This is a genomic window from Nocardiopsis camelliae (assembly GCF_028993595.1).
Taxonomy (GTDB): domain Bacteria; phylum Actinomycetota; class Actinomycetes; order Streptosporangiales; family Streptosporangiaceae; genus Nocardiopsis; species Nocardiopsis dassonvillei.
The window spans coordinates 5,245,752-5,269,491 of record NZ_CP118614.1; the positions used below are offsets into that span (position 1 = coordinate 5,245,752).

At 71.8% G+C, this 23,740-nt stretch carries 18 protein-coding genes; 8 read left to right on the forward strand and 10 right to left on the reverse strand.

The annotated features are described in order from the left end of the window. The first annotated feature begins 72 nt into the window (after positions 1-72). On the forward strand, positions 73-789 hold the full coding sequence (locus PV789_RS22875; protein ID WP_013154647.1) for a FadR/GntR family transcriptional regulator: 717 nt from the start codon (positions 73-75) through the stop codon (positions 787-789). A 27-nt stretch (positions 790-816) separates the two neighbouring features. On the opposite strand, the gene PV789_RS22880 is transcribed toward PV789_RS22875, so the two are convergent. Continuing rightward, positions 817-2,193 (reverse strand): GntP family permease, encoded by a 1,377-nt coding sequence (locus tag PV789_RS22880; RefSeq protein ID WP_274974496.1) that lies wholly within the window; start codon positions 2,191-2,193, stop codon positions 817-819. 1,184 nt (positions 2,194-3,377) lie between these two features. Between PV789_RS22880 and PV789_RS22885 the strand changes: the two genes are divergently transcribed. The 7 genes from PV789_RS22885 (at position 3,378) to PV789_RS22915 (ending at position 11,226) form a co-directional block, all read left to right on the forward strand. Further along, complete coding sequence (locus PV789_RS22885; RefSeq protein ID WP_248771796.1) at positions 3,378-4,010, forward strand: DJ-1/PfpI family protein; 633 nt, start codon at positions 3,378-3,380, stop codon at positions 4,008-4,010. Positions 4,011-4,012: 2 nt separating this feature from the next. Then, the gene (locus PV789_RS22890) at positions 4,013-4,468 is read left to right on the forward strand and encodes a MarR family winged helix-turn-helix transcriptional regulator (protein WP_274974497.1); all 456 of its coding nucleotides are present in this window, start codon (positions 4,013-4,015) and stop codon (positions 4,466-4,468) included. Between the two features lie 88 nt (positions 4,469-4,556). Continuing rightward, the gene (locus tag PV789_RS22895; protein WP_274974498.1) at positions 4,557-5,561 is read left to right on the forward strand and encodes a threonine aldolase family protein; all 1,005 of its coding nucleotides are present in this window, start codon (positions 4,557-4,559) and stop codon (positions 5,559-5,561) included. Between the two features lie 143 nt (positions 5,562-5,704). Further along, entirely contained in the window at positions 5,705-6,496 is a 792-nt protein-coding gene (locus tag PV789_RS22900) for an IclR family transcriptional regulator (RefSeq protein ID WP_274974499.1), read from the forward strand. A gap of 260 nt (positions 6,497-6,756) precedes the next feature. Further along, entirely contained in the window at positions 6,757-8,256 is a 1,500-nt protein-coding gene (gene glpK / locus PV789_RS22905; protein WP_274974500.1) for a glycerol kinase GlpK, read from the forward strand. A gap of 217 nt (positions 8,257-8,473) precedes the next feature. Further along, positions 8,474-9,226, forward strand: coding sequence for an MIP/aquaporin family protein (locus PV789_RS22910; RefSeq protein ID WP_274974501.1), 753 nt, complete (start codon positions 8,474-8,476; stop codon positions 9,224-9,226). Positions 9,227-9,657: 431 nt separating this feature from the next. Further along, complete coding sequence (locus PV789_RS22915) at positions 9,658-11,226, forward strand: glycerol-3-phosphate dehydrogenase/oxidase (protein ID WP_274974502.1); 1,569 nt, start codon at positions 9,658-9,660, stop codon at positions 11,224-11,226. An 84-nt stretch (positions 11,227-11,310) separates the two neighbouring features. Here the strand turns inward: PV789_RS22915 and PV789_RS22920 are convergent, their stop codons facing one another. From PV789_RS22920 to PV789_RS22960, 9 genes are all read right to left on the reverse strand, one after another. Further along, positions 11,311-11,514 (reverse strand): cold-shock protein, encoded by a 204-nt coding sequence (locus PV789_RS22920; protein ID WP_047868215.1) that lies wholly within the window; start codon positions 11,512-11,514, stop codon positions 11,311-11,313. 637 nt (positions 11,515-12,151) lie between these two features. After that, positions 12,152-13,060, reverse strand: coding sequence for an ATP-binding cassette domain-containing protein (locus PV789_RS22925; RefSeq protein ID WP_274974503.1), 909 nt, complete (start codon positions 13,058-13,060; stop codon positions 12,152-12,154). Between the two features lie 8 nt (positions 13,061-13,068). Then, complete coding sequence (locus PV789_RS22930; RefSeq protein ID WP_274974504.1) at positions 13,069-14,025, reverse strand: ABC transporter ATP-binding protein; 957 nt, start codon at positions 14,023-14,025, stop codon at positions 13,069-13,071. Beyond that, positions 14,025-14,933 carry an ABC transporter permease gene (locus tag PV789_RS22935; RefSeq protein ID WP_274974505.1) on the reverse strand — a complete coding sequence of 303 codons (909 nt, stop codon included), beginning with the start codon at positions 14,931-14,933 and terminating at the stop codon, positions 14,025-14,027. The genes PV789_RS22930 and PV789_RS22935 overlap by 1 nt, the downstream gene beginning before the upstream one ends. Next, positions 14,930-15,925: an ABC transporter permease gene (locus tag PV789_RS22940; RefSeq protein WP_274974506.1), complete on the reverse strand. Its 996-nt coding sequence runs from the start codon at positions 15,923-15,925 to the stop codon at positions 14,930-14,932. The genes PV789_RS22935 and PV789_RS22940 overlap by 4 nt, the downstream gene beginning before the upstream one ends. Positions 15,926-16,116: 191 nt before the next feature. After that, on the reverse strand, positions 16,117-17,820 hold the full coding sequence (locus PV789_RS22945; RefSeq protein ID WP_274978221.1) for an ABC transporter substrate-binding protein: 1,704 nt from the start codon (positions 17,818-17,820) through the stop codon (positions 16,117-16,119). Between the two features lie 549 nt (positions 17,821-18,369). Continuing rightward, the gene (locus PV789_RS22950) at positions 18,370-19,389 is read right to left on the reverse strand and encodes a LacI family DNA-binding transcriptional regulator (RefSeq protein WP_274974507.1); all 1,020 of its coding nucleotides are present in this window, start codon (positions 19,387-19,389) and stop codon (positions 18,370-18,372) included. A gap of 121 nt (positions 19,390-19,510) precedes the next feature. Beyond that, positions 19,511-20,392 carry an Fpg/Nei family DNA glycosylase gene (locus tag PV789_RS22955; RefSeq protein ID WP_274974508.1) on the reverse strand — a complete coding sequence of 294 codons (882 nt, stop codon included), beginning with the start codon at positions 20,390-20,392 and terminating at the stop codon, positions 19,511-19,513. Positions 20,393-20,524: 132 nt separating this feature from the next. Beyond that, the gene (locus PV789_RS22960) at positions 20,525-23,635 is read right to left on the reverse strand and encodes a DEAD/DEAH box helicase family protein (protein WP_274974509.1); all 3,111 of its coding nucleotides are present in this window, start codon (positions 23,633-23,635) and stop codon (positions 20,525-20,527) included. Positions 23,636-23,740: the final 105 nt, after the last annotated feature.

Sequence of the window (23,740 nt, forward strand, 5' to 3'; positions counted from 1 at the left end):
TCGGGCTAGGCTTCAGCGTGACCCCACGGCCGCATGCGGCCAACCGGACGGCCCCGGAGCACGAGGAGAACGATGGCCACGGACCACCGCACACTGCACAACCGCGTGCTGGCGGTGCTCGGACCCGCCATCGCCGCAGGCGAGTACCGGACCGGCCACACCTTCACCCTCCAGGGCCTGGAACAGGACTTCGGCGTCTCCCGGACGGTCGCGCGCGAGGCCGTGCGCGTCCTGGAGTCCATGCGGTTGGTGGTCAGCCGCCCCCGCACCGGCATCCGCGTGCGCCCGCGCCGGGACTGGAGCGTCTTCGACCCCCAGCTCATCCGCTGGCGCCTGGCCGGGCCCGGCCGGATGGAGCAGCTGCGCTCGCTCAACGAGCTGCGCGCCGCGCTGGAACCGGGCGCCGCGGCCCTGGCCGCCGAGCGCGGCGACGCCGAGGAGCGGGCCCAGCTGGTGGTGGTCGCCGACCAGATGGTCCGCACCGGGCGCGCCGGGGACCTGGAGACCTTCCTGGAGTTGGACGTCACGTTCCACCGCCGCATCCTGGAGCTGTCCGGCAACGAGATGTTCGTCGGCCTGTCCCAGGTGGTGGCGGAGGTCCTGGTCGGACGCACCTCCTACCACCTGATGCCGCGCAACCCGCGCCCGGAGGCGCTGCGGCTGCACAAGGCCGTGGCCCAGGCGATCCGGGACGGCCTCCCCGACGTGGCGGAGGCCGCGATGCGCTCCATCGTCACCGAAGTGTCCGTCGCGCTGGAGGGCGACCGGAGGGCGGAACCCGCGTCCTGAGCGGACGGCCGGGTTCCGCCCGCGCGGTCACAGCACCAGGCTGAGTCCGAAGGCGAGCCCGAAGCCGATGAAGCCGATCAGGGTCTCCATGACCGTCCAGGTCTTGAGCGTCGTCTTGACGTCCATACCCAGGAAACGGCCGACCAGCCAGAACCCGGAGTCGTTGACGTGCGACAGGGCGGTGGCGCCGGAGGCGATCGCGATGACGATCAGGGCCAGGTCGATCGAGGAGAGTCCCGAGGTGGCCGCCACGGCCGGGGCGATCAGACCCGCCGCGGTGGTGATGGCGACGGTGGCCGAGCCCTGGGCGACGCGCAGCGCGAGCGCGATGACGAAGGCGGCGACGATCACCGGCAGGCCGGTGGACTCCAGGCTGTCGGCGAGGGCGTCGCCGATGCCGCTGGTGCGCAGCACGCCGCCGAACATGCCGCCCGCGCCGGTGATGAGGATGATGGCGCAGACCGGGCCGAGCGCGCCGCCGACGATCTCCTCCACCCGCTGACGGGTGAAGCGGCCCGGGCTGAGCACGACCATCGCGAAGAGCACGGTGATGAGCAGCGCGATCGGGGTCTGTCCGAGCAGCTGGAGGATCTGCGCCCACGTGGCCTCGGCGGACACCGCGCCCGTGGAGACGAGCGTGGTCACACCCGTGTTGGCGAAGATCAGCAGCATCGGCAGCAGGAGGACGGCCAGCACGGTCACCAGGCGCGGCGGGTTCTCGTGCTTGACGGTGCCGTCGGACATGATGTCCTCGGGGACCGCCAGCTCCCACTTCCTCCCGGCCCACAGGCCGAACAGGTAGCTGGCCAGGTACCAGGTGGGGATGGCCAGGATGGTGCCGATCAGGAGCACCAGGCCCATGTCCGCCTCGATCTCCACGGCTGCGGTGACCGGGCCGGGGTGCGGGGGCACGAAGGCGTGCATGACCGCGAAGGCTCCCGCGGTGGGCAGCGCGTACATGAGCACGGAACCGCCGACGCGGCGGGCCACGCTGAAGACGATCGGCAGCATGACGATGAGGCCGACGTCGAAGAAGATCGGGAAGCCGAAGAGCAGGGAGGCGACGCCGAGCGCGAGCGGCGCGCGCTTCTCGCCGAAGAGCTTGATCAGCGCCCCGGCCAGGACGGCCGCGCCCCCGGTGATCTCCAGCAGGCGGCCGATCATCACGCCGAGCCCGACGAGCAGGGCGACGCTGGCGAGGGTGCTCCCGAAGCCGTCCAGGAGGGTGGGCACCACCCCGGTGACGGGGATGCCGGTGGCCAGGGCGGTCAGGACGCTGACCAGGATGAGCGCCACGAACGCGTGCAGCTTGAGGCGGATGATCAGGAACAGCAGGAGGGCGATGGCTCCCGCAGCGATCCCGAGAAGGGGTCCCGTCCCGTAGACGGGTTCGAAGTTCTCCACGACGGAGCCTTCCGTGGGTGTGCGGTGGTGCTGAGCTGTACGGGAGTACGGCTCCGACCTGCTCTGGGGGCAGGCTCCGAGAATGGTAATACCATTTGTGAGGTTATGTGAACACCGGCGTTCCGTTCTGTTACAACCGCGAGACCTGCGTCACCGGAAACCCGATCCACCAGCAGCTTTCGGGGCGGGGGTGACATGCGACACATGGAGGCGTTCGGTCGTCACCCCGCGAGCCCCGCGGGGGTGGGGTGAGGTGAGGGCGGACGTCCGCGCTCGCGTCAGCCGGTGGGGGTGAGGCCCAGCCCTGTGGTGGTTGCGCGTGCACGGAGACGCCTTCCTCGGTCTGCGGGGGTGAGGGTGGGCGGTTCCGCTGGCGTCTGCTGTTGGGGGGTTCGGTTTCAATGCTTTTGTGGGTTGGGGGTGTCTGATCGCGTTCACGTCAGCCGGTGGCGGGGCGGGGGTCTGCGTTCGCGCTCATGCCAGCCCATGGGGGTTTTGAACCCCGACCCCAGGGGGGTTTGAAGTTCAGCCGTGTGGTGGTTGAACGTGTGCGGTGCTGCCCTCCCCGGACACGGCGGGGTACAGACGGAAAGCACCAGTGCTGGGTAGGGGTGTGGGGGGTGGCCGTAGGTCCCAGGCTCCCCGCTCGGACATAGGGGGTCTTCTCCAGTGCCGGGGACCACGCGATGCGCACGTCGATTGTCCTGGGGGGTGAGCGCATCGCGTGCTTCGCCCCGGTTCTCCAGTGCCGCGGTCGAGAGCACGTCCGCGAAGTGCGGGATAAGCGGCTCAGCCACCGCCCCACGCCGCCACTGTTCACTTCTTCCAGACCCCGGCCGATGGGGGTGGTACGAACGCGCACGTATCCGCCCTCCAGAAGGCGGGGGGTGAAAGGCACGCGTTACGCGCGACCTGGAGCAGAGGAGGGTTTGCAGCTCAACCACAGGCAGGTAGTCACGGATCAGGTCACTTTCCGGGTTTGGTCGGTGGAGGTACGCACTTGTAGTCCGGCCGAAAAAGCACAACAGGCAACACCTGATCCATGATGGCCGTGGACACGCTGACCGCCCTGGCCTGCGGACCAGCACCCATCCCCCCGAGGGCGCATCGGACGCGCGGAGCACCACAGACCCGTCCGCCCTCCGAGCATTGACAGTATGTTGTCCATTTGACAGCATGCTGTCATGATCGAAGACACCAGGCAGACCGTCCACCTCGCCGTGTACGACCAGCTGGCGGACTGGGAGATCGGGCACACCACCGCGACCATCCGGGGCGGCGACTGGCAGCGCGACCCCGGGCGCTACGACGTGGTGACCGTCGGCCTCACCGGCGCGCCCGTCACGACCGCGGGCGGGCTGACCATCCTGCCGGACATCACCCTGCCCCAGCTCAAGCCCTCCTCCAGCGCGATGCTGATCCTGCCGGGGGCCGACGGCTGGGACGTGGACCCCGAGGCCTTCTCCCCGTTCGCCTCGGCGGCCGGGATCTGGCTCGACGCCGGTGTGCCGGTGGCGGCCATCTGCGGCGCCACGGCCGGGCTCGCCCGGGAGGGGCTCCTGGACTACCGCGACCACACCAGCGCCGCGCCCGAGTACCTGCTGGCCACCGGCTACGCCGGGATGCGCCGCTACCGCTCCGCGCTCGCGGTCTCCGACGGCGGCCTCATCACGGCCGGGCCCACCGCGCCCTTGGAGTTCGCCCGGGAGGTCTTCGCGGCCCTGGACCTGTACACGCCCCGCGTCCTCGACGCGTGGTACCGGCTGCACGCCGAGCACGACCCCGGCGCCTACCACGTGCTGCTGGAGGGGGCCTGAGCATGGCCCCTGCCGAGAACAGACACTCCGACCTGCTCACCGGGACCGCGCTCACCGTCTTCCGCCTCAACGGGCAGTTCCTGTCGGTGGCCGAGGAACTGGCCCGCACCGCCGGACTGACCGCCGCGCGCTGGCAGGTGCTCGGCGCGGTGACCCGGGAACCCCTGCCGGTGTCGGCGGTCGCGCGCCGCTTCGGCACCACGCGGCAGAGCGTGCAGCGCATCGCAGACCTGCTGGTGGAGCAGGGGCTGGCCGAGTACCGGCCGAACCCGGCGCACAGCCGCGCCAAGCTGCTCGCCGCCACCGGGGAGGGCCTGGACGCCCTGCGCCGGATCAGCCCCGACCACGAACGGGTGGCCAAGGCCCTGGTCGCCGAGCTGGGCGAGGAGGACAGCGCTCGCGTGCTGGAGGCGCTGGCCAGGCTCTCGCGTGCCCTGGACCGGATCGGGAGCGACTGAGCGGCGGGCAGTATCGTCGGGCGCACACCCCGTCCACCCCGGGCCCGCCCCCGCCCGGGGGCACGCGTCCCACCAGGAGGAAGACGCCATGATCGACCTGCGTTCCGACACCGTCACCCGCCCCACCCCGGCCATGCGCAGGGCCATGGCCGAGGCCGAGGTGGGCGACGACGTGTGGGGCGAGGACCCGACCGTGCGGAAGCTGGAGGAGGAGACCGCCGGGCTGCTGGGCAGGGAGGCCGCGCTGTACGTGCCGTCCGGGCACATGGCCAACCAGCTGGGGCTGTACGTGTCCACCCGCAGCGGCGAGGAGGTGTGGGCGCACGAGAACCACCACCTCATCGGCGACGAACAGGGCGCGACCGCGGTGCTGGCCCGGGCCCTGCCGCGCCTGTACTCGGACGGGCTCTGCCCCACCGACGCGGTGCTGGAGTCGTGGATCGCCGGCCGGGGCGACGTCCACCGGGCCGAACCCGCCCTGGTGTGGCTGGAGAACACCTTCACCGGCCGCGTCGTGCCGCTGGCCGAACAGCGCCGGGTCACCGGGTTCGCGCACCGGCACGGACTGCGCGCGCACCTGGACGGGGCGCGGCTGTGGAACGCGGCCGCCGCACTGGACGCCGCCCCCGCCGAGGTCGCGGACGGGTTCGACACGGTGTCGGTGTGCTTCTCCAAGGGCCTGGGCGCCCCGGTGGGCTCGGCGCTGGTCGGGGACGCCGACACGGTGCGCAGGGCCCGGCGCGGGCGCAAGCTGCTGGGCGCGGGGATGCGCCAGGCCGGGATCATCGCCGCCGGCGCCCTGTACGCGCTGCGCCACCACCGGGAGCGGGTGGTCGAGGACCACGAGCGCGCCGCGGAGCTGGCCCGGCTGATCTCCGAGCGCTCCGGGCTGGCCGTACAGGCGCGGACCAACATGGTGCTGGTGCCCGCCCCCGCCGGTCAGGGGGCGCGCTACGCCGAGGCCTTCGCCCGCCACGGGGTCGCGGGGCTGGGCATCGGCGACGCCGTGCGCCTGGTGGTGCACCTGGAGACCACCGACCGCGACGTCGAGGAGGCCGCCCGGGGCGTGGCCGAGGCCTTCGCCGAGCTGTGACCCCGGCGGCCGGGCGCGGCGGTCGGCCGACCTAGACTGTGCCGATCGCCTGACCGCCCGGCTGCCGCGGGCGTGCCACGCGTCACAACGCGTAGTAGCATTTCGCGTATGACATTGTCGTACTAGAGAGTGGTAGCACCGCAATGCCGGGAAGAATCCAGTCGATCGAACGCGCGGCAGCCATTCTCCGGATCCTGGCCACCGGTGCCCGCGGGCTCAGCCTGGCGGAGATCTCCCGGTCCCTGGAGCTGCCCAAGGGCACCGCGCTCGGCATCCTGCGCACCCTCCAGCACGTGGGCTTCGTCGAGCAGGACCCCGAGTCGGGCCGCTACCGCCTGGGCGGGGGCATGCTCAGCCTGGGCACCCGTTACCTGGACGGCAACGAACTGCGCACCCGTGCCCTGAACTGGGCGGACAGCCTGGCCTCGCGCAGCGGCGAGAGCGTGCGGATCGGCACGCTGCACAAGCACCAGGTGCTCGTGGTCCACCACGTGTTCCGCCCCGACGCCTCCCAGCAGACCCTGGACGTGGGCACCCTGCTGCCGCTGCACGCCACCGCCATCGGCAAGGTCCTCATGGCCTTCGACCCCCTGGCGGCACCCGAGGAGGACCCGGCCGTGGTCGAGAGCGGAGGGGCCCCGGCCCTGACCTCCTTCACCCGGCACACCGTCACCTCCCCCGCCGCGCTGGAGCGCCAGCTCGACCAGGTGCGCGACGACGGCTGGGCCTGGGAGGCCGAGGAGCTCGTGGACGGCGAGGTCTCCATCGCCGCCCCCATCCGCGACCGGCGCGGCACGACCGTCGGCGCCATCGGAGTGCGCGGCGCCGTCGAGCGCCTGCGCGGCGAGGGGGGCAGGCCCGACATGGAGCAGGTCTCCTACGTGCGCGACGCGGCGCGGGCCATCTCCCGGGAACTCGGCGTCACCCCCTACTGAGGGATCACGGCACGGTTCCGACACCGCCCGCGGAAGGCCTTCCGCGCGGCGGCTTCCGGCGTCCGCCCGAGCCTGGCAGCGTTGCCGTCGAGAGGGCGTGACGCACGCGACACGATTGCGTCACGCGGCCTTGACATGGGAAGGAAAGACGGATGAAACTAACGGCTACTCATACGTCAATGTCGTACAACGTGCGGGTTTAATCCGAAACCGTGTGCGTCCGGCCCCGTCCCGAGCCCCACCCTGAAGGCGAGCACCCGATGAGTCAGCAGTACGTCGCCGCGATCGACCAGGGCACCACGTCGAGCCGCTGCATCCTCTTCGACCGCGACGGACGTATCGTCTCGGTCGACCAACGCGAGCACAGGCAGATCTTCCCCAAGCCCGGCTGGGTCGAACACGACGCCGTGGAGATCTGGGCCAACGTCGAGGCGGTCATCAGGGGAGCCCTGGACAAGAACGACATCACCCCCGACCAGATCGCGGCCGTCGGCATCACCAACCAGCGCGAGACCACCCTGGTCTGGGACCGCGAGACGGGCGAGCCGGTCCACAACGCCATCGTCTGGCAGGACACCCGCACCGACGACCTGGTCCGCGAGCTGGGCGGCGAGGAGGGCCAGGACCGCTTCCGCGACCGGTGCGGTCTGCCGCTGGCCACCTACTTCTCCGGTCCCAAGCTGCGCTGGCTGCTGGACCACGTCGACGGCCTGCGCGAACGCGCCGAGCGCGACGAGGTCCTGTTCGGCACCATGGACACCTGGATCATCTGGAAGCTGACCGGCCGCCACGTCACCGACGTGACCAACGCCAGCCGCACCATGCTGATGAACCTGTCCACCCTCCAGTGGGACCCCGAGATCCTGGAGGCCATCGGCATCCCCGAGGGCGTCCTGCCCGAGATCCGCTCGTCGTCGGAGGTCTACGGCGAGGCCACGGGCTACCTGGCCGGAACCCCCGTCGCCTCCTCCCTCGGCGACCAGCACGCCGCCCTGTTCGGCCAGACCTGCTTCGACCCGGGCGACGTCAAGGGCACCTACGGCACCGGCACCTTCCTGGTGATGAACACCGGCACGGAGCCGGTGACCTCCGAGAACGGCCTGCTCACCACGCTGGGCTACAAGCTCGGCGACGAACCGGCCGTGTACGCCCTGGAGGGCTCCATCGCGGTGACCGGCTCCCTGGTGCAGTGGCTGCGCGACAACCTGGGCCTGATCTCCACCGCGCCCGAGATCGAGACGCTGGCACGCACCGTGGAGGACAACGGCGGCTGCTACATCGTGCCCGCCTTCTCCGGCCTGTTCGCCCCGCACTGGCGCAGCGACGCGCGCGGCGTCATGGCGGGCCTGACCGGCTACGTCAACAAGGGCCACATCGCGCGCGCCGTCCTGGAGGCCACCGCGTGGCAGACCCGCGAGGTCGTCGACGCGATGAACGCCGACGCGCCCACGGAGCTGACCACGCTCAAGGTGGACGGCGGTATGACCGCCGACAACCTGCTCATGCAGATCCTGTCCGACGTGCTCGACACCGAGGTCGTGCGCCCGATGGTCGCCGAGACCACCTGTCTGGGCGCCGCCTACGCCGCGGGGCTGGCGGTGGGCTACTGGCCCGACGTCGAGACGCTGCGCGCCAACTGGCACAAGGCCGCCGAGTGGACCCCGAAGATGGAGCCCGCCGTGCGCGAGCGCGAGTACCGCAACTGGAACAAGGCCGTGCGCCGCACCCTGGACTGGGTCGAGCACGAGGACGCCCAGTAGCGCGGGGGCGGCGTCACCCCACCGAACGACCGGTTCCCAGGAGCCCCGGCTGCCACCTTCGGCTCCCGGGAACCGGCCCGCGGGGCGCCGTGCGCGCTCCGCTCCATCCCATTCCTGTGACGGGTGCGTCCTATTAAACCCCCGCCTCCGGCCAGGCGCCGGTCGGCGGGGACGAGGCCCCCGTGACCCGGTTCCCCCTGACGGGGCGGAGGTCTCCATGGTCTATCTGGCAGAGTTCGTCGGTACGGCGATCCTGATCCTGCTCGGCGGCGGTGTCGTCGCCGGTGTCTCGCTCGCACGCTCCAAGGCCCTCAACGGCGGCTGGATCGTCGTCACCTTCGGCTGGGGCATGGCGGTCGCGATGGCCGTCTACGTCGTCGGCGCCACCAGCGGCGCCCACATCAACCCGGCGGTCACGCTCGGCCTGGCCAGCATCGGCGAGTTCGGCTGGGCCCAGGTCCCGGGCTACATCCTGGCCCAGATGGGCGGCGCGTTCACCGGCGCCGTCCTGGTCTACCTGGTCTACCTGCCGCACTGGAAGGTCACCGACGACCCGGACGCGAAGCTGGGCGTGTTCAGCACCGCCCCGGCCGTGCGCAACCCGGTGGCCAACCTCATCACCGAGGTCGTCGGCACCGCCATGCTGCTCCTGGGCGTGCTGGGCATCGGCGCGAACTCCGGCTACGTCTCCATCGAGGGCGGCGTGGACCTGAGCGGCCTGTTCACCAACGGCCTGGCGCCGCTGCTGACCGGCCTGCTGGTGCTGGCGATCGGCCTGTCCCTGGGCGGTCCGACGGGATACGCCATCAACCCGGCCCGCGACCTGGGGCCGCGCATCGCGCACGCGGTGCTGCCGATCCCCGGCAAGGGCCCCTCCGACTGGGGATACGCCTGGATTCCGGTGGTCGGCCCCCTGCTGGGCGGCGTGATCGGAGCGTGGATCTGGAAGCTCACCGGGTTCGGCGCCTGAGCGCCGCCGGCCCGGGGACGGTGTGACCGCCGTCCCCGGCCGGCACGCCCACGAACCCCGGGCCTCCCGGGGCTCCGCCTTCCGGACCCGCGGGGCGGACCCGGACCCCGCCGAGCCCCGGGGCGTCGCACGGCGACGCCCCGGGGCTTCGCCGTGCGCGCCCTCCCCGCGGACCGACCGCGCGGTCGTCCGGCGAAGTGCGACAATGCCGCATCTCAGAAGCCCCACGTGTTGACCCGACTCCCCTGGGCAACTCCCGTCAAGCTCATCTGTGCTTCGGGCCGCAACCGGACCCGTTTTCTCGGCGGGAAGGCCCCCTCTTCTTCATCAGCGTTCGGCATTGTCGTATTATAAAGGCGATACATCGCCTGAAACGTGGAGACTGTTCAGGTGCACGCGAGGCCCCCTCCATCCCTCCGAGGAGCACAGCCATGACCGTCAGCGCCAGCCAGAACCGCATCGCCTCGTCGCGCTCGCGCACACGCGACGAACTCACCCGGGGGACCTTCGACCTCCTGGTCGTCGGCGGCGGGATCCTCGGGACCTCCGTAGCCTGGACCGCCACCCAGGCGGGACTGCGCGTGGCCATGGTCGACTCCGGGGACTTCGCCGGAGCCACCTCCAGCGCCTCCTCCAAGCTGGTGCACGGCGGACTGCGCTACCTCCAGAGCGGGCAGGTGCGCCTGGTCGCCGAGAACCACCGCGAGCGCCGGTCTCTGGCCTCGGATGTGGCACCGCACCTGGTCAACCACATGCCGTTCCTGGTCCCGATCTACTCCGGCGGCCCGCACGGGGCCGCGAAGATGGGCGCCGGGGTGTTCCTGTACTCGGCCCTGTCGGCCTTCGGCGACGGCATGGGCCGTCTGCTCTCCCCCGCCCAGGCGCGGCGGCTCGCCCCGGGCCTGCGCACCGACGGCCTGCGGTCGGTGGCCGCCTACAGCGACCACCAGATGAACGACAGCCGGATGGCCGTCATGAGCGTGCGCGCCGCCGTGGACGCGGGCGCGGTGGTGCTCAACCACGCCGAGGTCGTGGGGCTGCGCACCACCCGGGGCCGGGTCACCGGTGCCGACCTGCGCGACCGCGTCGACGGCGGGGAGTTCGGCATCGACGCGCGGCTGGTCCTCAACGCGACCGGCCCGTGGGTGGACCGGCTGCGGAGCATGGAGGACCCCTCCGCGGCGCCCAGCGTCCGCCTGTCCAAGGGCGCGCACCTGGTGCTGCGCACCCCCGAGCCCTGGCGCGCCGCGCTGACCATCCCCGTGGACAAGTACCGGGTGTCGTTCGCGATCCCGTGGGAGGGCAGGCTGCTGCTGGGCACCACCGACGAGGAGTACACCGGGGACCCGGCCGACGTGTCGGTCGTGCCCGCCGACGTGGAGCAGATCCTGGGCGAGGCCGCGCTGGGCATCGACGCGCCCTACCTGGACGCCTCCCACGTCGACTACTCCTTCGCGGGGCTGCGGGTGCTGCCCGGCGGACCCGGCGGCACCAGCGCGGCCAAGCGCGAGACCGTGGTCACCCAGGGGCGGGGCGGGATGCTCTCGGTGGCGGGCGGCAAGTGGACGACCTACCGCCACATCGGCCGCGCCGTCCTCAAGGAGCTGCGCAAGGTCAGCGCCGTGCCGCTGTCGGAGGACATGGTCGACCCGCTGCGCACGGTGCCGCTGCCCGGACTGGCCAGCCCGGACGCGGTGGCCCAGCGGCTGATCACCGACCGCGCGCCCGGCGCCCCGCTGGACCCGCTGGTCGCCCGCCACCTGGCGTCGCACTACGGGAGCCTGGCCATGGACATCGCGGCGATGGTGCGCGAGGAGCCGCGTCTGGGCGAGCGCATCCACCCCGACGGCCCCGACATCTGGGCGCAGGTGGTCTTCGCCCGCGACCGCGAGTGGGCGGTGAACGCGGACGACGTGCTGCGCCGCCGCACGACGGTGACCGTGCGGGGACTGGACACCCCCGAGGTGCGTCGGCGCACCGAGGCCCTCCTGGAGGGGTGAGCCCCCGCCGCCCCCTCGGGGGCGGCACACGCGAACGCCCCGGAAGGCGGTGCCTTCCGGGGCGTTGCGCGAAGTTATCGCGTGCTAGATCGCGACGACGTTCTCGGCCTGCGGGCCACGGGTGCCCTGGACGACCTCGAACTCCACGCGCTGGTTCTCCTCCAGGTTACGGAAGCCCGTGCCCTGGATCGCGCTGTAGTGAACGAAGGCGTCGGGGCCGCCGCCGTCGGGGGAGATGAAGCCGAAGCCCTTCTCGCCGTTGAACCACTTCACAGTTCCCTGAGCCATGTTCTCTCCTTCAGCTCGGTGTACACGGACGCAGACTCACGTCCGCGAATTGCCGCGAGCCGGACTTCCTTGAAGAAACCGCCCGCCGGTCACAAACTCCGCGGGCAAGACACCAACTGCGAAATTCAACGACTAACAATCACTTCGAACGTACCACAGACGGGTCGGCCGGCGAAGGATTCCGATGTGGCAACCCGCACGGCCCGCCGGGGAATACCGGCGGACCCTCCAGGGTACACGTGTGCCGCGTGGGAACGCACGCCGGGATGTCACACCCCGTTCAGGCGGACGTCGCCGCCACGTCGTCGGCGCACCTCAGGACGGGTGCGCACGCGAGCGCGCCCGGCTCCGGGGCGGCGCAGCCCGAGGCCGCCCCGGCGTGCGGCCCGCCGGGCGGCGGAGCGGCCCGGCGGCGTCCGCCAGCGCCCTCCGCGACGGGCCCGTCGGCGCCCGGAACCGGCCCCCGCGACGGGATCCGGGACCGCGCGGGCACCCGGAAACCACCGCCGGCCGCCCGGGTCCGCGCGTCGAATCGCGGCTTTCGCAAGCCGGTGTCGGGAGCGCGCGGGAAGGGCCGGAAAACACCGAGGCGCCCGCGGGGGGTGGACGGGCGCCGGGATGCGGGGAAGGGGGCGGCTCAGCCCTGGTCGATCCCCACGAAGTGGCCCTCCTCGGCCTCGATCAGCGGAGCGGAGTCCTCGTCGGGCGCCGTCGGCAGGACGACGTCCTCGGGGGGGTTGGCCGCCAGTTCGGCGTCCACCTCGGCCCAGGTGCGGTGCAGCTGCGGCACGCAGGACAGCAGGTGGCGGCTGTAGGGGTGCAGCGGGTTGTCGAAGACCCTGGCCGTCGGGCCCATCTCGGCGATCGCGCCCTTGCGCAGGATCACCGACTTGTCGCTGACGTAGTTGCCCAGCGACAGGTCGTGGGTGACGAACAGGATGCCCAGGCCGCGCTCCTTGAGGTCGGCGAGCAAATTGAGCACGTCGATGCGCGTGGAGGCGTCGAGCATGCTGATGATCTCGTCGGCGACCAGCAGCTTGATGTCCAGCAGCAGCGCCCGCGCGATCAGCAGGCGCTGCAACTGGCCGCCGCTGAGCTGGTGCGGGTACTTGTTGAGGACGTTGCCCGGGTCCAGGCGCACCGTCGCGATCGCGTCCAGCACCTTGTCCCGCCACTCCGTCTCCGGGGTGTTCGGGAAGTAGGAGGTGCGGACCATCTCGAAGACGCGGTCGGCCTTGAAGATGGGATTGAAGCAGCTGAACGGGTCCTGGAAGACCCCCTGCACGCGGCGGTAGTACTCCTTGCGCGCGGTGTGGCCCCTGATGGTGGTGATGTCGGTGCCCTCGAAGGTGATGCTCCCCGAGGTCGGCTTGAACAGGCCCAGCACCATCTTGCCGAGGGTGCTCTTGCCGCTGCCGCTCTCACCGATCAGCGAGACGACCTCGCCCGCCCCCACCGTGAGGCTCACGTCGCGGACGGCGCGCAGGCGGCCACCGCCGAACGCGCCGACCTTGTACACCTTGTGCACGTGGCTGAGTTCCAGCACGGTCTACCTCACCCCGTCTTCCAGCAGGCGGCCCAGTGGCCGGGTTCGATCTCCACCAGCGGCGGCTGTTCGGAGCACTTGGAGAACGCCATCGGGCAGCGGTCCTTGAACCGGCAGCCGGTGGGCGGGTTGAGCAGCCCCGGCGGGGTGCCGGGAATGCCCTCCAGGCGGCCCCCCTGCACGGTGGAGGTGGACCCGACCTCGGGCAGCGCCCCGATGAGCATCTGGGTGTAGGGGTGCTTGGGCTCGTTGATGATGGTGCCCGCGGCGGCCTTCTCCACGATGTGGCCCGCGTACATCACCATGATCGTGTCCGCCATCTGGTACACGAGCGAGATGTCGTGGGTCACGAAGACCATGCTCTTGATGTAGCCCCGGTCGCGGAACTCCACCATCGACTCCGCGACGGAGCGCTGGGTGGACACGTCCAGGGCCGAGGTGACCTCGTCTGCGATCAGCAGCGACGGGTTGAGCAGGGTCGAGATGACCATGACGACGCGCTGCTTCATGCCGCCGGACAGCTCGATCGGGAACCGGTTGAGCACGTCGGTGTCCAGGCCGACCAGTTCCAGGCGGCGGTGGAGCTCCTCGGTGATGTCGGCGGGCCGCACGCCGCGAGCGCGCAGCAGCTCGTTGATCATCCTCCCGATCTTGCGGGTCGGGTTGAGGGCGCTCATCGCGTACTGCGGGATGAGCGAGATCTCGTGGTACCGCAGGGGCACCATCGCCTGGTCGTCGGCGATGGGCACGTCCTTGCCGTCCAGCTCGATCGTGCCGCTGACGTGGCGCATCCGCGAGTCCAGGCGGATCAGGCTCTTGCCCAGGGTGGTCTTGCCGCAGCCGGACTCCCCGGCCAGGCCCATGATCTCCCCGTCGGCGAGGTCGAACGTGACGCCGTCGAGGGCGTGGACGTCCCCGCGCAGGGTCTGGTAGTAGACCTTCAGGTCCTTGACGCGCAGGGTCATCACAGCTCCCGCAGCTTGGGGTTGAAGACCTCGTCCAACCCGACGTTGAGGATGTACAGCGAGCCCACGATCACGGTGATGCCGAGACCCGGCGGGATGAACCACCACCACATGCCGAGGGTGAGCGCGCTCCAGGCGACGGCGCTCTCCAGCATCAGTCCGAGGGACACGCCGTTGGAGGGGCCGAGGCCGATGAAGTCCAGGCCGGCCGCGGTGAGGACCGCGCCGCCGAACTGGAGGATGAAGGCCATCACCAGGTACGAGCTCATGTTGGGCGCGATCTCGGCGGTGATGATCTTCCAGGTGCGCCGACCGCTCAGCCGGGCCAGGTCCACGTAGTCGCGGGTGGCCAGGGACAGCGCCTGCGAACGGACCGCGCGGGCCGCCCACGGCCAGGCGGTCAGGCCGATGAACAGGCCCTGCACGAACAGGCCGCGCGCGTCCAGGTAGGCGATCGCGACGATGAGCACGACCATCGCGGGCAGAACCAGGACCACGTTCGTGATCATGTTGAGGATCTCGTCGACGATCCCGCCCTTGTACCCGGCGACGAAGCCGACCGCCGTGCCGATGACGAAGGCGATGCCGCCGCCGAACAGGCCGATGATGAACGTGGCGCGCACGCCGTGCACGAACTGGGCCCAGATGTCCTGGCCGAACGTGGTGGTACCGAACCAGTACTCGCCGTTGGGCGGCTGGGTCTGGGGGCCGACGTACTCGTTGGGGCTGTCGCTGACGAAGAAGGGGCCGATGATCCCGAGCAGCAGGAAGGCCAGGACGATACCCGAGCCGATGAGCAGCTTGGGGTTGCGCCGGGCGAAGTACAGGGCCTCGGAGCCCTTGCGCTCGGCCGGTTCGGGGGCGTCCGCCTTCTCGGCGGTGCCCGGAGCTCCGGCGACGTTCGTCATGAGGAGCCTCCCGTCATCTGGACCCGGGTGCGCGGGTCGATCAGCACGTAGACGATGTCGATGATGAAGTTGGCGATCAGCACGCCGATGACCACGAACAGGAACACGCCCTGGAGCAGGAAGAAGTCGCGGTTCTGCAGGGAGTCCAGGATGAGGCTGCCGAGGCCGGGGTAGTTGAACACGATCTCGGTGAGCAGGGAGCCCGCGATGATCGTGCCCAGCTGGACGGCCAGGCCGGTGATCTGCGGCAGCATGGCGTTGCGGAACGCGTAGCGCCGGACCAGCTTGCGCGGGGCGCCGAGGGCCTGGAGGTAGTTGGAGTAGTCCGCGTCCAGTTCGTAGATGATCATGTTGCGCATGCCGATCGCCCAGCCGCCGAGCGCCACCAGGAACATGGACAGGAACGGCAGGAACCAGTGGGTGATCAGGTTGGAGATGAACAGCCAGCTGAACTCGGGGCGCAGGGAGAAGCTGTAGCCGCCCGAGGTCGGGAAGATCCCGGCGACGATGCCCAGGCTCCAGGCCAGCAGCAGGGCCAGCCACATGTACGGCGTGGCGGTGAGGATGTAGCCGACCGGCAGGACCGTGTTGTCCAGGGCCTTGCTGCGGGCGGCGAAGGCGCCGAAGCGGTTGCCGATGATCCAGCTGAGCAGGATCGCGGGGAGCAGCAGTCCCAGGGTGTAGGGGACCGCCCTCATGATGACGTCGGTGACCGGCTCGGGGTAGAGCATCACGCTGATGCCCAGGTCCCCCTGGAACAGGCCCGCCCAGAAGCTCAGGTACTGCTCGTGCAGCGGCTTGTCGAGGCCGAAGACCTCCTCGTAGTACGAGGTCATGGCGGCCAGGGCCTCGGGGTCGCCCACCGAGGCCCGGGAGAGCATGTTGCGGATGGGGTCGCCGGGCATGAAGCGCGGAATCATCCAGTTGATGGTGACCGCGACGATGAACGTAAGCAGGTAGACGAAGAGCTTACGACCGATATAGCGCCACACACGTTCCTCCAGGTGATGGCGGCGGACAGTCGAGTGGCCCCGGAGGGGGCGCGGCGCGGACCCTGTGGGGGGTGTTCCGTGCCGCGCCCGCTCTCCCGGGGCGTCCCCCGGCCGGGCTCTTTCGCGCCGTGCCGCGGCCGGGGTCGGGGAGTGGTCAGCGGGGTGGACGGGGGGAGGTCGCTCCCCCTCCCCTACTCGACCGGTTCGATCGAGGCGAGGGTCTCGACCCCGCCGAGCTCGTACCAGCCCTCCCACATCACCGCGGGGCTGTTGGGCGTGCCCTCGGCCTCACTGGGCCAGTTGGTCCAGGCGCTGTTGTTGGCCTGCGACCACTGGCCGTTGTACCAGAGCGGGATGGTCGGCAGCTCGGCCAGGAAGTGCTCCTGGAGCTGCGAGGTGACCTCGGCCGCGGCCTCGACGTCGTCAGCGGGGACCCGGGCGAGCTCCTCGGTGAGGGCCCACGCCTCGTCGCTCTCGTAGCGGTGGAAGTTCACCGTGGTCTGCTGCTCCTGGATGGGCAGCTGGTAGAGGTAGTCGTAGTAGGTCCACGGCGAGTTGCTCAGCTGCCGGGCGTTGTTGATGACCAGGTCGAACTCACCGGAGTTGCGGTTGTCGTCGAGCAGGCCCGCGTCGGGGAACTCGGCCGTGATGTTGATGCCGACGTCCTGGGCGTTCTGCTCGATGATGCGGGCGGCCTCCATCCAGTCGGTCCAGCCGGAGGGGACCGCGAGGGTCAGCGCGATGGGCTCGCCGTCGGGGGTCTCGACGAAGCCGTCGCCGTCCTCGTCCATGTAGCCGGCCTCTTCGAGGATGGCCACGGACTCGTCCGCGTCGTAGGTGAAGCCCTCCCGCTCGACCAGCTCGTGGTCGATGTAGGCGTCCCACTCGGGCAGCAGTCCCGTGGGGTTGGCCGCCTGGACCAGGTTGGCGTACGGGCCCTCGACGATCTGGGTGATGTTGATCGAGTGGGCCAGGGCCTGGCGGAACGCCGTGTCGTTGAGCGGCTCACGGGTGTGGTTCGGGATGAGCCACGCCGTGTTGGCGCTCTTCATGTACGGCGGGCCGTCGTAGAAGCTGGTGATGGTCTCGTTGCTGTTGAGGACCTGGTCGATGCCGGGCAGGAAGTTGTTGGAGAGGTCGACCTCGCCCTGGTTCAGCATGCCCATCGTCACCTCGTTGGAGGCGTTGACGATGTCGACGATGTAGCGGGCGTCCATCGTCATGTCGAGGGCGTCGACGGCCCACCACTCGTCGTTGCGCTCCCAGACCATGCGGTCGTCGGTGTGCGACTCGTAGACGTAGGGGCCGGTGCCGACCGGGTTCTCGTTGGGGCTGTCGGTGATCTGGGTCTCCTCCATGTCGGCCCAGATGTGGTCCGGGACGATGGGGTTGGAGTAGGCCCAGTTCATCCACTCCTGCGGACGGCTCTCCGAGAAGGTGACGGTGACCGTGCGCTCGTCGGTGGCCTCGACGCTCTCGATGTAGTCCCAGACGTTGCTGTAGGGGACTCCGGAGACCTGGCCGAGCTCCAGCGTGGTGACCACGTCCTGGGCGACGAAGGGTTCGCCGTCGTTCCACGTGACGCCCTCGCGCAGGGTGATCACGTGCTCGGTCTCCGAGGTCCACTCGTCGCTCTCGGCGAGCCAGTGGACGTACTCTCCCGCGTCCGCGTCGTAGTGGAAGAGCGACTCGTAGACCAGGCCGTTGGTGCCGACCGCGAACTGGCCCCGCATCATCGGGTTCCAGCTGGTCGGCGCCTCCCAGGCGGTACCCGTGGTGTACAGGGTCTCGTTCCTGGGGTACTGGCCCGAACCGCCGTCGCTGTTCCCGCCGCCACCCGAGCAGGCGCTGACCGCGAGGGCCAGGGCCGCGAGTGCCGCCGGAAGCCGCAGCATTCTCATCTCGACTCCTCCTTGTCACCCGGCCGGCCTATGGGGGGAGTCCCCTCCGTGAGACCGGAAGGGTGGGAGCGCTCCCAGTGGTGAGCGCACGAGACCGTTGCTGAACCGGGTAAGTGACGTTAACAACAACACGTCCACAGGAAGGGCGTCAATGCCCGACACTTCGCTGTTATTCGCTTGTAACAGCACAGATGCGGGTATGTCAGTAAGTTCGGCAGCGCTGAACCGGTTCCGCACGGGCGTTCTCGCTCCCTCGGTGGCCTGTCGGCGTGGGGCGTTACGCGCCGCAGCCTTCCACAGCTCGGGAGGGGGTGGTAGCACCCTCACGGTCACCTTTTGGACACCAAAGCCGCAGAGACCACCGAGGCAACCCGCGCCCCTGTTTTCACATCGTTAACAACTGCCGCGGCGCACGCCGAGAACCCCGGCGTCCGCGCCACACCGGGCTCTGGGGCTCTCACCCGGTGTACACGCCGGACCGGGCGCGCGCCCGGCGGCCGCGGTCCGTCCCCCGACCGCGGGCGGCCGGTCGGGGAAGCCGGGTCACGCGCCCAGGGGGCCGGTGCTGGCGCGCGGGAGCAGCTCTCCGCGCGAGGTCTCGCTGTTGGCCACCGGCTTGCCCTCGATCGTTTTGGCCAGCATCAGCGCGGCCTGGCGGCCGTAGGACACGATGTCGCGCACTATGGCGGTCAGCGAGGGGCGGACCAGGCGGCACAGCACCGAGTCGTCCCAGGCCACGATGGACAGCTGCGAGGGCACGTCCACGCCCATCTCGTGGGCCACGCCCAGTCCGGCCACGGCCATGAGGTCGTTGTCGTAGATCAGGGCGGTCGGCCGGTCGGTGGCGGCCAGCAGCTTGCGCGTGGTCCTCGTACCCCCCTCGCCCGTGTAGTCGGCGTGCACCCAGCGGGCCTCGCTGAGTCCGGCCTGGGCCGCCGCGTCCAGGAAGGCCTGGGTGCGTACGCGGGTGTGCACGAACTTCTCCGGGCCCGCCACCTGGACGATGCGCCGGTGGCCGAGGGCGGCCAGGTAGTGGACGACCTCGCGCATGGCGGTGGCGTCGTCGGTGTGCAGGTACGGCAGGGAGCCCACGCCCTCGGGTCCGCCGAGGACGACGGCGGGCAGCGGGAGCTCCTCGACGACCTGGACGCGCGGGTCGCCCACGCGCAGGTCGACCATGATCACGCCGTCCACCCGGCGTTCGGACGACCAGCGGCGGTAGGACGCGATCTCGGCGCCCATGTCCTCGGTGACCTGTAACAACAGGTCGACCCCGGAGGAGGCCAGCTCGGCCTCGATCCCCGAGACCAGCTGCATGAAGAAGGGTTCCAGCCCCAGGGAGTGGGCGGGCCGGTCGACCACGAGGCCGACCGCCCCGATCCGGCCGCCGGGGGCGAGTGCGCGCGCCGGGCTGCTGGGCGCCCAGCCGAGGTCGCTGGCGATCGCCAGGATGCGTCTTCGGGTCTCCTCCGAGACCCCCGGACGCCCGTTGAGCGCGTAGGACACGGCCCCCTTGGACACCCCCGCGGCCTTGGCGATGTCCATGATGGTCGGACGCCGCATCAAACCCCCCATTCGTCCCCCTGATCACACAATGCTGAACCGGTTAAGCAGACGGTTCGGGATTGTACTGCATGACCTTGGCATCTAACCCGACAAATGGGTACTTAACTCACGAAAGCTATCAAACTCCCTGACACCGGGGGCACCAGTAGAGGGTGCGTCCGGCCAGTTCGGCGGAGGCGACCGGCGAGGAGCACACCCGGCAGGGTTCGCCGGTCCGGTAGCACACGTAGAGGCTGTCGGGCCGGGGTACGGGGCGCGCGTCCGGGTCGGGTCGGTGCTCGGGCAGGGTGGTGATGATGTAGCCGTCCCGCACGCCGTCGCGGAGCAGGCCCGACAGGTCGTCCCACAGCCGCGACCACTGCCCGGCCGTGAGGTCGCGGCCCGGGGTCATCGGGTCCAGGCCCGCCCGGAACAGCGACTCCGCGCGGTAGATGTTGCCGATGCCCGCCACCACGTCCTGGCGCATGAGGAGCGCGGCGATGCTGGTCCGGGAGCGGCTGACCACGCGCCAGGCGCGCTCGGGGTCGGCGTCGTCGCGCAGGGGGTCGGGTCCCAGCCTGTCCTGGACGGCGCGCTTGTCGTCCTCGGTGACGACCTCGCAGGCCGAGGGGCCGCGCAGGTCGGCCCAGCCGGAGGAGTTGACCAGACGGGCGCGCACCGCCCCGACGGGTTCGGGCGGCACGGCGAAGCCCTCGGCGTCGCGGAGCAGCTCCCGGCGGGCGCCGCCGGCGGCCCGCGGCGCGCCCAGGTGGCGTTCGCCGTCGGCGTCGCCGAAGGACCAGGCGCCGTACAGGCCCAGGTGGACCCGCAGCCACTCCCCCGAGTCGAACCCCAGGAAGAGGTGCTTGCCGTGGGCCTCGCTCTCGGTGAGGACCCGGCCGTCGATCCGGGCGGCGCCGTCGGCGAAGCGCCCCTGCGGGCTGCTGGCGCGTACCGCGCCGCCGCCGAAGGTCTTGTCGAAGTGCGCTGCCAGGCGGTGCAGCGTGTGGCCCTCGGGCACCGGTCCTCTCCTCCCCCGTCCGCCCGGGGCGGCGTGAACACCGCTTTTCCGGACATCGGGCTCCAGGGTAGTGCGCCCGCCCCGTCCGCCGGTCCGGTCGGCGTCCGGCCCCGGCGGGGGCCGCCCGGCGGGTCAGTGGGCGGTGAGGATCTCCTCCACCAGGGCGCGCGGGTCGGCCAGGCAGCGCCAGGCGGGCACCACGACCACGGGGTCCCCCGTGGTGCGGTTGAGCGTCTCCCCGCGGGCGAGCAGCCAGCGCAGGGAGCGGCCGTCTGGCTCCCGGTCGAGCAGGAGCAGCAGTCGGCGGGAGCCGAACCGGACCACCATGTCGGCGGTCCAGCCCTCGACCGTCTGCTGGAGGGTCACCTCCGCCCCCACCCCGCGCAGCTCCCTGACCAGCGCGGAGGCGGCCGCGTCGGTCCGCCCCGCGCGACCGCCCGGCACCGACGCCTCCAGCTCGCCCAGCGGGCCGTCGTCGCCCGACCAGTACCCGCGGTCGCCCACGACCACGAGCCGCTGGCGCGTGCGGGTGAGCACCGACGACCACAGGTGGCCCATCCGGCGGACGCGCCGCTCGGCGACGGCGGGCGCCCCGGAGGCCAGCGTCGGCGTCAGGACGGTGACGTCCGCCGGATCGTGGTCGTCCGCCAACAGGTCCGGTCCGCCCACCCGCACCTCGTGGCGCAGGACGCGCCTGCGCAGCAGGCGGCGCACCAGGGCCGCCTGGGGCTGGGTCGGCGCGACCACCGCGACCACCCGGCCCCGGGGCAGGTGGTCGTCGAGCTCGCCCACCACCACCGCCACCCGGTAGGCCTCGTCCCGGTTGACGAAGGACGCGCCGGGCGCGGCCTCGCAGACCCCGGTGACGTCGCGCCACTCGAACGCGGGACCGGCCGAGGGGTCGGGGAGGGTGCGCACCGCGAGCCTTCCCCCGTAGCAGTGCCGCGAGGCGGCCCCGGCGAGCTGGGGCGGCGCACCCTCGTGCTCCTCCAGCCACCGCATGGGCGGCGCGGCCCGGTACAGGGCGCGCATCGCCGAACCGCCGCCGTAGCGCAGGCCCCGGTCGTCCAGCTGGCCCGCGACCAGACCGGCGGCGGACAGCGCGCGGCGCTCCTCGTCCGGTTCCAGCACGCTCACCGGTCCCGAGTGCGCGGGGTCCCCGAACACCACGGCGCGGTTGGCGCGGTAGAGCACCGGCAGCAGCTCGGCGAGCCGGGTGCGCTCGGCCCCGACCACGACGGCCAGGTCGAACAGGCCCGCCCGGGGTTGCAGCGCCCGGACCTGGTCGGTGCGGCACACCCACGCGGGCAGGGTGTCGAGCAGCCCGCCCAGGCCCGGCCAGCCGTGGCCGCGGTGCCAGTTGAGGCTCTCCAGGCGGTGCTCGATGGCGGCGCGGCCCCGCCACAGCCGGGGGTCGCCGACCGCGCGCAGGCAGGCGGAGCTGGACCTGCGGTGCCGGGCGAGGGCGTCGGCCAGGTCGGCGGTGAGCGTGTTCAGCGGCGCGCAGCGGGTGCGCCGGTCCACGGCCGCGCGCCACTCGCCCTCCAGGCGGGCGACCGCGCGCAGGCGGGCGAGGCTGTCGGGGTCGGTGTCCACCCCCAGTTCGCGGCGGACGGCGCCGCGGTGCGCCAGCCCGGCCAGGCCCCCGGCGCCCGCGCGCTCGGCCCGGTGCAGCCAGTACTCGGGCCCGCCCCGCTCCGGCGTGAAGAGGGAGTCGGGGTCCCACCCCTGGGAGACGACCCGGCCGCGCTCCTCCGCCAGACGGGCGAGCGCGTGGCCGCCGGAGGCCATGGTGTCCATGGCACGCCACGCCTCGCGGACCGCCGCCCAGTCCGCGGCCAGGTCCGTCCAGTGGACGGTGGGGTCCTCCCCGCCGGAACCGGCGGGGGCCGCGGGCAGGCTCCGGGAGTGCTCGGTGAGGAGCCGGGTGAGCAGCACGGCCTCGGCCGTGCTCCGTCCGTCCCCGCCCACGCGCACGACGGGGTGCCCGGGGGAGGTGTCCGCGCGCAGGCGCACCGCGTCGACGTCGGCCTCGGTGCGTCCGCACACCAGGACGCGCTGGCCGTTGCTGACGGCGGTGCGCACGAGGGCGTCGACCAGGTCGTGCACACCGCTTCCGGGCGGGGCGGCGGCCACGGTGAGCTGCTCGCGCATGGCCGCGCACAGGACCGCGTACTGGGACTGGTCGAGGGCGGTCGCCGAGATCGGGACGGGGGGCTCGGCGGCGTTTCCGGCGGGGTCGGCGCAGCCGCGGCGGGTCGCGGCGCGGTGGCCGCGGAAGAGCCGTCCGGACGCCGCCGGGCCGGGGGCCCCGGCCGTCCGGGAGGGCTGTCCGAGCAGGGTCTCCAGGGCGGTCCCGCTGACGTCCTCGGGGTCGAGGCCGTCGCGGCCGGAGGGGTCGAGGTCGGCCAGGACCCCCTCGACGCCGACGGGTTCGCGCTCGTCGGCGTCGGGGCGTCCCCCGCCGGGCCCGGCCCGGAAGAGCACGGCGACGTTGTGGGCTCCGTCCGTCCCGGTGCGCGGGGCGCCCCGGGTGCCCAGGGGTGCGATGCCGTCCACCCGCTCGATCTCCAGGCCGGAGAGCAGGGCGCGGATCCTGGCGGCGAGGTCGGCGACGGCCGCGGGGCGCCGCAGGGGGTCGGGTGCGCCGGAGCGCAGCCGGGTCCGCAGCTCGAACAGGTCCTCGGGGTCGGTGAGGCCGAGGCGTTCCAGGAGCGCGGGGTTGACGTCGGGCGGGCCGACCGCGCGGACCAGCGTGTCCCCGGCCCCGGCGGGGGCGTCCGCGGTCTCGTCCGCGATCCGCACGTCGACGGTGAGCAGGGGCAGGGCCGCCCGGTCCCCGCCCTCCCCCAGGATCACGAGCGGGTAGCCGTAGCGCACGGACTGGCCGAGGTCGTGGGCCGCGCGCAGGACGCGGACGGACTCCGGGTGCAGCGGAAGCGTCTCCCTGACCCCGCTGAAGAGCACCTCGGGGCCCGGGGGCAGGCACGCGCAGCTGTCGGAGCCCAGGTCGCCGACCGGGACGACGTGGGTGTGCACCGCCTCGCGGCGCAGGCAGGCGCGCAGGTAGGCCAGCAGGGAGCGCACCTCGGAACGGTCGATCGGGGGCTTCCAGCGCAGCGAGGCCGTGCCGACGCCCGACGGGCCGCCGAGCGCCCCGGGGAGGGGGCCGGCGGCTCCCGGCGGCGCCCCCGGCACGCCCGCGCGCACGATCTCGTCCTCGTCGTCCCGCAGTGACCTCAACGTCTCCCCCACACGTCTGTGTCATCGGCCGACTACCCACCGACAGCAAGCCATTGTGGTGTACGGACCGCTCGCGGACCCCGCGAACACCGGAACCCGTCACCA

Coding starts and splice junctions, on each gene's coding strand:
- PV789_RS22920 (WP_047868215.1), bottom strand. CDS start 11,514: ATGGCTCAGGGAACTGTGAAGTGGTTCAACGGCGAGAAGGGCTTCGGC.
- PV789_RS22950 (WP_274974507.1), bottom strand. CDS start 19,389: ATGCGGCGTCCGACCATCATGGACATCGCCAAGGCCGCGGGGGTGTCC.
- PV789_RS22945 (WP_274978221.1), bottom strand. CDS start 17,820: ATGCTGCGGCTTCCGGCGGCACTCGCGGCCCTGGCCCTCGCGGTCAGC.
- PV789_RS22900 (WP_274974499.1), top strand. CDS start 5,705: ATGCCGGGAAGAATCCAGTCGATCGAACGCGCGGCAGCCATTCTCCGG.
- PV789_RS22935 (WP_274974505.1), bottom strand. CDS start 14,933: ATGACGAACGTCGCCGGAGCTCCGGGCACCGCCGAGAAGGCGGACGCC.
- PV789_RS22910 (WP_274974501.1), top strand. CDS start 8,474: ATGGTCTATCTGGCAGAGTTCGTCGGTACGGCGATCCTGATCCTGCTC.
- PV789_RS22890 (WP_274974497.1), top strand. CDS start 4,013: ATGGCCCCTGCCGAGAACAGACACTCCGACCTGCTCACCGGGACCGCG.
- glpK (WP_274974500.1), top strand. CDS start 6,757: ATGAGTCAGCAGTACGTCGCCGCGATCGACCAGGGCACCACGTCGAGC.
- PV789_RS22930 (WP_274974504.1), bottom strand. CDS start 14,025: ATGACCCTGCGCGTCAAGGACCTGAAGGTCTACTACCAGACCCTGCGC.
- PV789_RS22895 (WP_274974498.1), top strand. CDS start 4,557: ATGATCGACCTGCGTTCCGACACCGTCACCCGCCCCACCCCGGCCATG.
- PV789_RS22875 (WP_013154647.1), top strand. CDS start 73: ATGGCCACGGACCACCGCACACTGCACAACCGCGTGCTGGCGGTGCTC.
- PV789_RS22885 (WP_248771796.1), top strand. CDS start 3,378: ATGATCGAAGACACCAGGCAGACCGTCCACCTCGCCGTGTACGACCAG.
- PV789_RS22915 (WP_274974502.1), top strand. CDS start 9,658: ATGACCGTCAGCGCCAGCCAGAACCGCATCGCCTCGTCGCGCTCGCGC.